General features: G+C 37.8%; 13 protein-coding genes. 6 read left to right on the forward strand and 7 right to left on the reverse strand.

Features of this window, described 5'->3' with window-relative positions:
• Positions 1-17: 17 nt before the first annotated feature.
• The 4 genes from ACY10D_RS06175 to smpB all read right to left on the reverse strand — a co-directional run bounded on the left by ACY10D_RS06175 (position 18) and on the right by smpB (position 3,993).
• Positions 18-1,214 (reverse strand): Bcr/CflA family efflux MFS transporter, encoded by a 1,197-nt coding sequence (locus tag ACY10D_RS06175; protein WP_486999891.1) that lies wholly within the window; start codon positions 1,212-1,214, stop codon positions 18-20.
• Between the two features lie 139 nt (positions 1,215-1,353).
• A complete protein-coding gene (gene dctA, locus ACY10D_RS06180; protein WP_486999892.1) occupies positions 1,354-2,610 on the reverse strand; it encodes a C4-dicarboxylate transporter DctA in 1,257 nt (418 codons plus the stop codon).
• A gap of 94 nt (positions 2,611-2,704) precedes the next feature.
• Positions 2,705-3,493 (reverse strand): tRNA 2-thiocytidine(32) synthetase TtcA, encoded by a 789-nt coding sequence (gene ttcA, locus ACY10D_RS06185; RefSeq protein ID WP_486999893.1) that lies wholly within the window; start codon positions 3,491-3,493, stop codon positions 2,705-2,707.
• Between the two features lie 5 nt (positions 3,494-3,498).
• Positions 3,499-3,993, reverse strand: coding sequence for an SsrA-binding protein SmpB (gene smpB / locus ACY10D_RS06190; protein ID WP_486999894.1), 495 nt, complete (start codon positions 3,991-3,993; stop codon positions 3,499-3,501).
• Between the two features lie 74 nt (positions 3,994-4,067).
• Here smpB and ACY10D_RS06195 point away from each other — a divergent pair, with 74 nt between their 5' ends.
• The 6 genes from ACY10D_RS06195 (at position 4,068) to ACY10D_RS06220 (ending at position 9,759) form a co-directional block, all read left to right on the forward strand.
• Positions 4,068-4,511: a type II toxin-antitoxin system RatA family toxin gene (locus ACY10D_RS06195; RefSeq protein WP_486999895.1), complete on the forward strand. Its 444-nt coding sequence runs from the start codon at positions 4,068-4,070 to the stop codon at positions 4,509-4,511.
• The gene (locus tag ACY10D_RS06200; protein ID WP_486999896.1) at positions 4,508-4,810 is read left to right on the forward strand and encodes an RnfH family protein; all 303 of its coding nucleotides are present in this window, start codon (positions 4,508-4,510) and stop codon (positions 4,808-4,810) included. Before ACY10D_RS06195 ends, ACY10D_RS06200 begins: the two co-directional genes overlap by 4 nt.
• Positions 4,811-4,959: 149 nt before the next feature.
• The gene (locus ACY10D_RS06205; protein ID WP_486999897.1) at positions 4,960-6,009 is read left to right on the forward strand and encodes a PDDEXK nuclease domain-containing protein; all 1,050 of its coding nucleotides are present in this window, start codon (positions 4,960-4,962) and stop codon (positions 6,007-6,009) included.
• An 83-nt stretch (positions 6,010-6,092) separates the two neighbouring features.
• Positions 6,093-6,515 carry a hotdog fold thioesterase gene (locus ACY10D_RS06210; RefSeq protein ID WP_486999898.1) on the forward strand — a complete coding sequence of 141 codons (423 nt, stop codon included), beginning with the start codon at positions 6,093-6,095 and terminating at the stop codon, positions 6,513-6,515.
• 1 nt (position 6,516) lies between these two features.
• Positions 6,517-8,496, forward strand: coding sequence for a bifunctional tRNA (5-methylaminomethyl-2-thiouridine)(34)-methyltransferase MnmC2/FAD-dependent 5-carboxymethylaminomethyl-2-thiouridine(34) oxidoreductase MnmC1 (mnmC, locus tag ACY10D_RS06215; RefSeq protein ID WP_486999899.1), 1,980 nt, complete (start codon positions 6,517-6,519; stop codon positions 8,494-8,496).
• A gap of 51 nt (positions 8,497-8,547) precedes the next feature.
• On the forward strand, positions 8,548-9,759 hold the full coding sequence (locus ACY10D_RS06220; protein WP_486999900.1) for an MFS transporter: 1,212 nt from the start codon (positions 8,548-8,550) through the stop codon (positions 9,757-9,759).
• A gap of 10 nt (positions 9,760-9,769) precedes the next feature.
• Here ACY10D_RS06220 and ACY10D_RS06225 read toward each other — a convergent pair whose 3' ends face one another.
• The 3 genes from ACY10D_RS06225 to ACY10D_RS06235 are packed head-to-tail and all read right to left on the reverse strand — an operon-like array spanning position 9,770 to position 12,826.
• Positions 9,770-10,975 (reverse strand): multidrug effflux MFS transporter, encoded by a 1,206-nt coding sequence (locus ACY10D_RS06225; protein ID WP_486999901.1) that lies wholly within the window; start codon positions 10,973-10,975, stop codon positions 9,770-9,772.
• A 19-nt stretch (positions 10,976-10,994) separates the two neighbouring features.
• Positions 10,995-12,164, reverse strand: a complete 1,170-nt coding sequence (gene bamB, locus ACY10D_RS06230) for an outer membrane protein assembly factor BamB (RefSeq protein WP_486999902.1) — start codon at positions 12,162-12,164, stop codon at positions 10,995-10,997.
• 14 nt (positions 12,165-12,178) lie between these two features.
• Complete coding sequence (locus ACY10D_RS06235) at positions 12,179-12,826, reverse strand: YfgM family protein (RefSeq protein WP_486999903.1); 648 nt, start codon at positions 12,824-12,826, stop codon at positions 12,179-12,181.
• Positions 12,827-12,845 lie beyond the last annotated feature (19 nt).

The following is a 12,845-nucleotide window of genomic DNA, read 5'->3' on the forward strand; positions in this document are numbered from 1 at the left end:
ATTATAATCACTTGAAATCATGCTTTGTCTTTAATGCCAACTAAAACAATAGCAGCAATAATCGCCATAACAAGTATTAATAAGGCAATCAGCAAGTTAGGCGCTAAAGGTAAAGATAAAGCAAAGCCACTGATAAGGCCCGCCGCAAGCATGCTAATGCAGCCATATAAACTGCCCACTGCACCCAAACGTGCTTTAAAGGTGACAATAGCCAATGTGCTGCTGGTTGGGAAAATGACACCTGCGACAAACTTAAAGACAATCACTGCCAACATGATAAATTCAAGGCTATGGCTAAAGAACACAGCTTGAATGGTAATGAGAATGCCTGAAAGCAAGAAAAGCATCACAGCAATAACTTGAGAGCGTTCAATAGAAATATATTTAAGTGCCATACCATTGGCAAACATGCCTACGGCAATAAAGATTTCACCAATGCCAAACACAATGGCGTAGTGGATTTCGCTTAGACCAAAATATTGTTGAAACAAGAAAGCACTTATGGATAAATAGGCAATGATAGCACCCATAATGGTGCTTGAGATTATCATGTTTTTGATAAACGTTTTATTCTTCATAACCCATAGATAGGTTTTAACGGATAGTTTGGCCGATAGGCGCTTTTTGGGGTTCAGTAAAGTCTCAACCAGATAAATATAAGCACCAATGTAGCAGATCACACTTAAAATTAAGATGAATATAAAGTCTGCACGCCAATGATAAACGTGTGCTAAGAACGCACCAACGATTGGTGCAATTACCGGCGCCATTAAAGTGCCAATACCCATAAATGACATAAAACGCGCATATTTAACCTTATCAGGAATAACATCACGCAAGATGACGCGACCTAATGACATCGGTGCTGCCATGCCAATGGCTTCAAGTGTACGCCCAACCATCAGCATGCTAAAGTTTAGACTAAACACGGTAATCAGTGTGCCAACAATACTAATAGCAAGACCTGTAAGAAAAATCTTGCGTCGCCCAAAGCGCTCAGATAGCGGACCATAAATAAGCTGCGCACAGGCAAAAACAATAAAATAATAGGTAACACTAAATGCTAATAAATGAGCGCCTGTACCAAAGTCTTCACTAATACTTGGTAAAGAAGGCACGTAAATATCAGAGACAAAAATACCTAGCATCGAGGTAACCATAATAATAAAAACGAAAATAACCTTCGCCGATGTAGATGCTTTAATATGTAACATGAACTTTGCCCAAAAAATGTATATTGTTGCTTTGTAAAATGAACGCCAGTTCAGTATAAAGTAATACGTTTTTTTGTGCTAGCCGGATTCAGGGAAAGTTTGTAGTGAAATTGTAATAAATAAAATACACCAGTTGTAATTACTTGATTTTTCTCAAGTTTGTTTTAGCAACTGTCAAATCCAATTTTCTTTGCCATTTTGCAATGATAATAGTAGCAACAGTATTGCCAATCATATTGGTTATGGCGCGTCCTTCAGACATAAAACGATCAATACCAAGAATAATAACGATGCCAGCAACAGGCACGGTACCAATCGCAGCTAATGTACTTGCTAAGATAATAAAACCACTGCCGGTGACTCCAGCTGCTCCTTTTGAGCTAATAAGCATTACACCAAGCATGAAGAGTTGTTGCTCTAAGGTTAAAGGAACATCTAATGCTTGTGAAATAAAAATAGCCGCTAAGGATAGATAAATTGCTGTGCCATCAAGGTTAAATGAATATCCCGTTGGAATAACCAATCCGACAACTGATTTGTCACAGCCTAATCTGCCGAGTTTTTCAATAAGATTTGGTAAAACGGTTTCAGAAGATGAGGTGCCAAGGACAATTAAGATTTCGGTTTTAATGTAACGGATCACATCGAAAATACTAATTTTGCAGTATAGTCGCAAAACTAAACCAAGTATGACAATGATAAATATAATACAGGTAAGATAAAAGCACAGCAGAAGCCCGATAAGTCCTGCTAAGGTATTAAGTCCATATTTACCTATTGTAAATGCCATTGCGGCACATGCAGCCAATGGCGCGTAATACATAATGCTATGAATGATTTTAAAGAAAACTTTAGATAAGTGTTGTATTGCTTCAACGATTGGCTGACCTTTCTCACCATACATTAAAAGTCCCGTTGCAAAAAAAATAGCAATAAACAAAACTTGTAATATTTCACCATCACTAAAAGCGCTCACAAATGTGTGCGGTATAATATTTAAAATGAATCCAGAAATGCTATCCATCTGTTCTGCTTTGCCAATATATGCTTGTGCACTCTTGATATCTAAAGAGTGAGGGTTGATATGCATACCTTGCCCCATAGGAATAAAATTCGCCACGACAAGACCTATGGTTAATGCGATAAGTGTGGTAAGAATAAAATAAAGTAAAGCCGCACCACCTATTTTGCCGACAGCTTTTAAGCTTTTCATTGCGGCAATGCCTGAAACAATTGTTAAAAATATAATTGGTGCAATTAAAACTTTAATGAGCTTAATAAATATGTCTGCAAATGGTTTCAAACTAACAGCAAACTCAGGAGATACTGCACCCAAAATAATTCCAATAATAATCCCTAAAATAACTTGTGCATACAAGTGTTTAAATAGGCGCATACCTTCTTTCCATTACTATAAATTTATGTGACAAGATGTATCATGGAGTAGCGAAAGTCAACTTAAATTCTTTTATTGTGATTTCGTAGCTTTATTAGGTGATGATGCTAGTGTCGATTCGAGGTTGATCACATTCACGCGTATCAAACAGGTTTTGATCATATAAATGGCCAGGCACAACATTACTAAGTGAGGCAAAGATATTCTGTGGAATAATTGGATTTTTTTGAGCCAGCTCGTGAATGAGATTTTTTACCTGCTGACGCTTTAGGTTTTCCTGTGTGCCACATAGGTTGCACGGGATGATTGGAAAGTTTTGCTCTTTGGCAAAGCGGGCGATATCACGCTCTTGGCAATAAATCATCGGTCTGATCACCACATTTTGCTTATCTTCAGTTAATAGCTTGGCAGGCATTGATTTAATTTTGCCTTGATAAAACATCGACATTAATGCCGACTCAATTACATCATCCCGATGATGTCCTAACATGATTTTATCGATGTTATTATCGCGTGCGAAACGATAGATATTACCGCGACGTAAGCGCGAGCATAATGAACAATAGGTTTTATTTTCAGGCACTTTATCAATCACGACAGAATAAGTATCACGCTTTTCAATAATATATGTAATGTTTTGATCTTCAAGATATTGTCTTAATCCAGAGTCATCCCAACCTGGTTGGGTTTGATCTAAAGTGTAGACAATTAAATCAAGCTCATAAGTGCCATTAGCGACTAAATCGTGCATGACTTTAACCAGTGTGAAAGAGTCTTTACCACCTGAAAGGCAAATCATCACCTTGTCATTTTTTTGCAGCATTTTATAATCGGCGATTGCTTTGGTGATATAAAAATGAAGTTTCTTTTCTGTTTGCGTCATCGTGTTTATAGACTCTTTTTAAATAAACGCTCTTTTTCACGTTTCCAATCATGCTCTTTAGAGGCCTGGCGTTTGTCGTGTAGTTGTTTGCCTTTGGCAATTGCAATTTCCACTTTAACGCGTGAGCCTTTCCAGTACATTGCCAATGGCACAATTGTATAGCCTTTGATATCGACTTTACCTAAGAGTTTATTGATTTCTCTACGGTGTAATAATAACTTACGTGTGCCTGCAGGAACAGGTACAACATGAGTTGATGCAGAGTGCAAAGGTGTAATTAATGCATTAAAAAGCCAAGCTTCATTATTTTTTACATGAATGTGACTGTCAGTCAATTGCACACGACCTGCGCGGATGCTTTTGATTTCCCAACCTTGAAGCACAATACCTGCTTCAAAGCGCTCTTCGATTAGGTACTCATGAAAAGCTTTTTTGTTTTTGGCAATCGTACTACTGTTTGCCGTTGATTTTGTATTTTTGGTATTTTTTGTCTTTGCCATTGTTTTGCAAAATAGTGCATAAGCGTTACAATAGCCAAGATTCTAACATGAACTTATGACATAAGAGAAACACTATGACAACAATTCATCGAACGGCATTGGTTGAATACAGTGCTAAAGAGATGTATGACCTTGTAAATGATATTGATAAATATCCTCAATTTTTACCCATGTGCCAAGCAGTAGAGGTGCACATGCATACCGAAACCGAAGCTGAAGCGACACTCAAAATTGCTAAAGGTGGTGTTAAGATTGATTTTGGTACGCACAATGACATGATCCCAGGCAAAGAGATTAAGATACGATTAATTAAAGGCCCCTTTAAACGTCTATTGGGTGTATGGCATTTTATTCCTTTAAATGAAAAAGCCTGTAAAGTGACACTTGATTTAGAGTTTGAATTCTCCTCTAAAGTCATGGCATTAGCATTAGGTGTTGTCTTTAATACACTGGCTAATACGATGCTTGATGCTTTTTGTAAACGTGCAAAAACCGTGTATGGAGCAGAAGCTGTATGAAAGTAGAAGTGATTTATGCTAATCCTCAAGCGCAAAAGCTATATCAACTGGAGTGTAATGAAAATACAACTGTCAATGATGTGATTACACAAAGCGGGGTGTTAAGTGATTTTCCTGAGATTGATTTAAATGTGCAATCAGTGGGCATTTATAGTGAAGTTGTAACACTTGATCATATTGTAAAACCTGATGATCGTATTGAAATTTATCGAAAACTCACCATTGACCCCAAAGATGCCAGAAGAATTCGCGCTGAAGAGAAACGCAAGAAAGATGGATTAAAACTGTTTGGGGCTTAAAAGAGAATAAAGATGGCAATTAAAAAATCTCAGTTATATTCATCCCTATGGGCAAGTTGTGATGAGCTACAGTTAAGTATGAACTGTTATTTTGTAGGATGTTTGCAAGCAATGGGTATCTTTATAAATATTATTGAGAGAACAAGTAAATGAGCCTTCCTAAAAATACTCAATTTATGAGCCTAATTAATGATATTGCTATTATTATTGAAAGCAGTAGGCAACAAGTACGTCAAACGGTCAACCATGCGATGGTTCAAAGCTATTGGGAAATTGGTCGGCTAATAGTTGAACATGAACAAAAAGGCGAAAGTCGAGCCGCTTATGGTAAGCAGCAGTTACAGTTACTTTCCAAAGAATTGACTGAGCGCTTGGGAAAGGGCTTTGATGCAGGGAATCTACGTAATATGCGCCAATTTTATATTACTTTTCCAATTCGCTACGCAGTGCGTAGTGAATTGAGTTGGACACATTATCGTATTCTTATGCGAATAGATAGTTTGGCTGCTCGCGAGTGGTATTTGCAAGAAGCAATTATACACAACTGGAGTGCCAGAGCATTAGAACGTCAGATCAGTAAATTATATTATGAACGATTGTTATCAAGTAAAGACAAAGAGCTCGTGGAGTCAGAGGCGACACAAGCAACAAAACCTTTGGCAGAAGATGCTAAAGACTTTTTACGAGATCCTTATATTCTAGACTTTCTTAACCTTCAAGATAAGACTTATCAAGAAAGTGATCTTGAGGAAGCTATTATTAGTAATTTACAACAATTCTTACTGGAACTAGGCAAAGGCTTTGCTTTTGTAGAACGTCAGCAACGTATTCGCTTTGAAGATGAAGATTTTTATATTGATTTAGTGTTTTACAATTTTAAGCTTAAGTGTTTTTTATTGGTTGATTTAAAGCTAGGTAAACTTAAGCATCAAGATATTGGACAAATGGATACTTATGTGCGTTTGTATGATGAGCAAAAAAAAGGCAAAGATGATAACCCAACCATCGGTTTAGTGTTATGCAGTGAAAAAAGTGAAGCAGTTGTTAAATACTCGATATTGTCCGATCAAAAGCAGCTATTTGCTGCAAAATATTTGCCTTACTTACCGACAGAGGAAGAGCTGATAAGAGAGCTTGAGCGCGAACGGGTACAAGCGCTGATAAAGCTGAGCCAAATAAGAGGAAACACCAGCGAATAAAGAATTATTGCAAAAGACTGCTTAAAAGGCTTTTCACTAAATATTTTTGAGAGAAAATTAACAATTAAACATTGGAGAAAAACATGAGCATTTGGAAAACATCTGTAACACTAGATCAAATGAATGAGCGAGGAGCTGGTTTATTCTCGGATACCTTGGGTATTCGCTTTACTGAGTTAGGCGATGATTATTTGTTAGCAGAAATGCCATTGCAAAAAAAACACAAGCAGCCATTAGGGATAATGAATGGTGGCGTTTCTTGTGGTATTGCTGAAACTGTTGGTAGCACTGCCGCGAATTATGCCGTTGATTTGACAAAACAATATTGTGTTGGTTTAGATATCAATACCAACCATATTCGTCCAGCATCAGAAGGGGTTTTGACGGCTAAAGCCTATCCGCATCATATTGGACGCACCACACAAGTGTGGGCAATTGAAGTTGTGGATGAAAAAGGGCGTTTGATTTCAATCAACCGTTTAACCATGGCTGTCAAGGATCGCTAAATTGCAACATGCAAAACTCAAATGGCAAGACACAGGTGAACCATTTTCAGATGAATTTGCTGATGTTTATTTCTCAAAACAGAATGGGCTTGCCGAGAGTGAATATGTTTTTCTAGATGGCAATCAACTGAAGCAAAGACTTGAAAATCTTGATGAAAATGCGCATTTTGTGATTGCTGAGACAGGTTTTGGTACGGGGCTGAACTTCCTTGCGACACTGAAAATTTGGGATAAATATGCACCAAAAACGGCCAAATTAAGCTTTATTAGTTGTGAGAAATATCCATTAACTTATGGTGATTTAGAGAAAGCATTATCGATATGGCATGAGCTTAAACCCCACGCTGATCAATTACTTCAGACTTATCCAAATAGCTTTTATATTGGTGCAACATCTTTAAATATTGCTGAAAATATCAATTTAACCTTATTAATCGATGATGCAGCAAATGTTTTGTCAACAATCGATATCAGTGTAGATGCTTGGTTCTTGGATGGTTTTGCGCCTGCTAAAAATCCAGATATGTGGTCGGATGATTTATTTAAAGAAATTTATCGTTTAAGTCATGGCAAAACAAGCTTGTCTACCTTTACTGCGGCGGGTTTTGTTAAACGGGCGCTAGAAGCTCAAGGTTTTGCAGTGGAAAAACGAAAAGGCTTTGGTCATAAGCGGGAAATGATTTGTGCTGTTGTTAAAGACACAAAAAAATTAGCGCAAACCAAGATTAAACCGTATTTTGCTAAGCCGCAATTAACACTTGATAAGAAACAGAAAGTTGCAATTATTGGTGGCGGAATGGCGGGGTGCGCGCTAGCCTATGAGCTAAGCCAATTAGGCTTTGAGATTGATCTATTTGATCAATATGATGATATTGCGCAAGGTGCCTCAGGTAATCCTTATGGGATATTAAAACCTTATATTACAGCCGATGCTAATATCTCTGATAGCTTTCATACCCAAGGCTTTGTACATACCAGAGACTATATTCTGAAGCATAAAAGCGAGATTGATTTTAGAGAATGTGGTGCTTTGGAGTTATTAAGTGATAAAAAAACACAGTTACGTTTTGATAATATTATTAAAAAACGTGGTTCTCTTGATGCTTTGCTGCAAATCGTTGATGCAGCAACAGCTTCTGACATAGCAGATTGTGAGATTTCATCAAGCTGTGCTTATTATCCAACGGCAATGATGGTTAATCCTTATTCGTTATGTCAGAGCCTCATTCGTAATAGCAAAAGTATGAATTTGTTGTTATCACATCGCTTAGATGAGTTTGTCAGATCAAATAATACTTGGCAGTTGAGCTTCACTGATAACAAAAACAATCAAAAATCGTTAGCATACGATGTGGTGGTTTTTGCGGGCAACGCTTCGCTTGCAAAAGACCTTGAGGCATTTAAACATATAGCGGTTTATCCGTCATATGGACAAATCACTCAAGTGCAAACCTTATTAAATAATAAAACAATCCTACTTGATAAAGGCTATATTTTGCCAAGCGTTAATGGCAAGCAGCTTATTGGTGCGACATTTCGTGATAATAATGATTTAATGGCTGAAGTGCGTAAGAGTGATCACAATGTTAACTTAGCACAGCTAGGTCATATTATTGATCCGTCAGTAGATGTTAAAATCATCTTAGGACGTGTATCATTGCGCTGTGTCACTGCGGATCATGTGCCAATGATAGGGACAATTGCTGATAACGTAAAGTTCATTGAGCAGTATTACCAACGGTTACAAAACGGCGTTATTTTAAAGGCATTACCTCAAGCAGAATACTTGTCGGGAATTTATTTATTAACAGGTTTTGGTTCAAAAGGATTATGCTCAATGATATATGGTGCTAAACTCTTAAGTCAATTGATGAGCAATGGATGCCAAGCGCCAATATTAAATCATTTATTTGAAGGACTTCATCCATTGAGGTTTAACGTCAGAAAGTTTAAAAAGAGAGCTGATTTTTGTGAGTTTTAATCTATAATAACGGTTGATAATGTAGGGACAGGAAATGGATATTAAAAGATCATGGCAATAGTGAAACCGTCAAAGATAATTAAACCAAGTAAAGTAATATCGGTTATTCTATTTATTGCCGCAGGATTTGTCTTGGCTTACCCACAAGCAATGATGGATATTTATTTGCCAGTATTGCCGTATCTGGATAAGGCATTAAATACATCAAGAGAAATGGTGCAATATACAGTGGCACTTTTTCTATTGGGTAGTGCGATTTCACAACTTATTTCAGGTGTGCTATCTGATCGCTTTGGGCGTGTGCGCATATTAATATTAGGCTTACTTATTACGATGTTAGGTAGTGCTTTGTGTCATGTCGAGCACACAATCGAGTGGATGCTTGTTGGGCGTATCTTTCAAGGCATTGGTGCTGGGATGGCGGCAGTATTAGCGCGTGTTATCGTTGCGGATTCTTTCCAAGGGAAGGCGTTTTCAAAAATTTATGCATTACTTACTGCGTTTTCAGTATTCACCGTATCAATTTCGCCAGTAGTTTCAGGCTATTTAATGCAATACCAAGGGTGGCATAGTGTTGTTAGCTTTATGTTCTGGTATGCTTTAATTATTGCGTTAATCGTCGGTTTTGGCTTGATTGTTGGTAGAAGCACCATTAAATCAAATACGTCACATGTAAAAATAAATATCGCTCAAGTAATAAAAATCATGTTTAACTTACGTTTTTTAAGTGCTACGTTGGTGATGTTTTTCGTTTATGGTGTCGCAGCTAGTGTGCTTTTAACCTACCCATATATTTTTGTCCAAGAGTATCATATGCCCGTATCGGCATTTGGTTGGGTGGTTGCATTAGTCATTGTATGTATGCTTATAGGCGCATGGTTAAATAGCATGCTTCTTAAGAAATATACAATGATGACGTTGGTTAAAGTAGCACTTATTGTCATGTTTATTAGCATGGTCGGTGTGACCTTATCGTCAAATACTAGTACTTATATTACTGATATTATATGTCTATCTATATTTTGGCTGCTCTATCTTTGGGTTTATCCTAATATGATTGCCATTGCAACATCGGTTTATCCAGAATATAGAGGCACAACAATTGCTATATTCAGTTTCATTCAAATTATTGGTGGTTTTGTATTTACCGCGCTGGGTGCTTGGCATATTTTGGATACGGTTTATGAGCTTGGTGTGACAGGCATGCTTGGGATCGTATTAGCTTTAATTTGTTTGATCATTGTTGAGCGTTGCTTACGGTAACATTGGTTATTTAAGCTACTCGCTTAAGCCAAAGCATATAAATAATTAAAACCACAATACTTAAAGTCGATAGAAAGGTGAAAGCAATCGGCATTGACAGTATATCGCTAAAGGGTAATACCGTCACAATCGCTGTAATGAGTGAAGCAGCCCCCATTTGAAAAAAGCCCATCATTGCTGAAGCAGATCCCGCTGTTAGGGTAAAAGGAGCAAGTGCCTTGGCGGTGGCGATTGGAATCACAAAGGATATCCCAGTAAAGAGGATGATCACTGGTGTTAATAAGCTGTATAAATGAACGATATTAAGCGACATAAAACACAAGAGCATAATCGCACCTATGAGACTAATAATCATGCCAATGAGTAAGATCCCGTTTTGGCTCATCTTATGTACCAAGTAGGTGCATAACACCGAACCAATCATAAATGCCAATACAATCCCTGCAGCAATCACAATAAACCAGATTTTGTCTAAGTGTAGTATATTAATGACAATGCCTGGCGTTTCAACCAAACAGGCATAAACCATACCGATATTAAGCCCTAATAAGCATAGATAAACAAAATAACCGCGTGCTTGATATAACTTAAAATAGTTAATAACTAGCTTCTTGGGACGTGTTGCACCATAGTTCTTTTGGCGCAGTGTCTCAGGGAAGAGAAAAATCACTGCAATCAGCAATATAATGGCTAATACAAATAACACAATAAAATTTGTCTGCCATGAGATAAAGGTGCCGACAATCGCACCAGCACCTGGGGCAATAGCAAAAGCGGCATTCATCTTGGCAAATACTTTGCCTTGATCTTTTAAGGAAAATGCATCACGTACGGCGGCACTTGAGATAACAGCACCAGCACAGGCGCCAAACCCTTGTAAGAAGCGTGCGAAAATCAGTAGGGTGATATTTGGGCTGATGAGGCACACAATTGAGCCGATAAGAAAAATAACTGCACCAATAATCATAATCGGTTTACGTCCAAATCGATCAGAAAAAGGGCCATACAGTATCTGGCTAATAGAGTAACCTAAGAGATAAAAGGTAATGGTTAGTTGAACATTATGATAAGGTGTATTAAAGGCTTCAGCAATGCTTGGCAAAGAGGGTGCATAAATCGTATCGCCAAAAGGACCCACTGAAATCATTAGCACCAGAATAAACAAAGAAGGGGCAATAAATGCCGCAATTTTCTGTGAAGTGTTTGTGCTAGACATTTACATTTACAATATGTTTTTATAGTTGGATAGCAGCAAGTGTGCCACTGTTGGTTTGGACAATAATTGATTTGCCTGCAGCAATAGGTGTGGCACTAATACCATCACCACCAATTTCAACACGAGTGAGATATTTACCTGTGTCGGCATTGAAAATATGCACATAGCCTTCATAATCACCCACGGCAATCATGCCGTTAATATATAAAGGCGCTGATGGCTTACGTCCTTCAAGTTCAGTGGCTTGCCAGAGCTTATCACCTGTTTTGAGATTATAAGCGGTAATGTCACCTTTAGTATCAGTTGTGAAAATAGCCTTTTGTCCCAATGCTATATTGCGATAAATGGACGCTTTTTTCTGCCAGTTCATACTGCCTAGTTTGGTGTTGAAACTAATCAAGTTTCCTTGGAATGTCGCGACATAAAGTGTGTCATTATCTATAAGTGGTGTGGCAGTAATGTCAACCATTTGTTGCGCAGGTGATCCAGATTGAGGTAAGGCAATCGGGTTATCCCATTGTTTTTCACCCGTGGCTGTTTTTAAGCCCCATAAACTCCCAGATGAAGTGCCAGCAATTACTAGGCCTTGATAAACGATAGGTGAGCTGTTGCCAACTAACATTAAATCAGGCGTAGCAATGCTTTGTGTCCATAGCTGCTTGCCGTCTTTGAGATTATATGCTGAGATACTGCCATCATGTGTTTGTGTGTAGATGATATTGTCAACAATAGTGGGTGCTGAGAATAAGCTGCTTGGTAATGCGCTTTGCCATAGTACTTTGCCAGAGCTAGTATCTACTGCCACTAATGTACCACGCAGGCTACCGGCAACGACAACATTACCACTAACCGCAACCGCTGAGCTTAACTGCAATTTAGTATCGGCTGACCATAAACGTTTGCCTGTTGTTGCATTTACTGCTGAAATGTATCCGTCATAACTTGATGTGTAAATCACACCATTTTCAATCGCAGGTGTTAGGGTTACATCGATTTGTCCATCATTGCCATTGCCAATATTGGTATCCCAGACGTATTTAGCATTTAAACTTGATTTAAACTCTACAAGTGGCTTAGGTGGTGTGTCATTACTTTTATTACCACAAGCAACTAAAGCACCACCAAATACAGTAATCAATGCGGTGCTTAAAATAATTTTTTTAGTATTTTTGATTGTTAACTTTGTCATATGTTTATCCGTTATCATTTGCTTAATGCAGCAAGATTATCGATTTTCATTTGTAATAAGCTTTTAATATTTGCTAACTCTGGCTTGTCGGCTTCAGATAATGCGCTTTGCCAGTATGTTTTCGCTTTGGCATAGTCTTTGTTGGCAAAATAAGCATCACCTAATAGCATATTGCTTGAGAGAGCGAAGCCCGCCAATGTGATGCTATTAAGTGTTGCAATGGCATCAGCTGTTTTGTTTTGTGCTAATTCAACGCGTGCAAGGCGAAGCTTGGCAATTGCTTGCAGATTTGGATTAAGCGTACTATCAGCAACCTGCTTAAGACTCACTACTGCTTGGTCTAATTGATTTTTTAAAACGGACTGTTTAGCAATTTCCAAACGCGCGAAATCAGCATAAATTGATTTAGGGTAAAGCGTAATCAGGTTTTGTGCTTGATTTAAAATTGCCTCTGAATTGCTTGATGCATTATCAGCAATAAGGGCTAAATTTTGGTAAAGCTCAGCTGCTTGCACATTGTTTTCAAGCTTTCTTTTCTGCCAATATTGCCAAGCGATGATAAGTATTAAAATAACGCAAATTAGTGTTACTAGCTTTGAGCCATATTTTTTCCATAAAAGCTTTATTTTATCTAACTCATTATTATCCAATTGTTCAGCCATATTTATTGTTCGTCTTGAT

Source organism: Cysteiniphilum sp. (genome assembly GCF_057495195.1).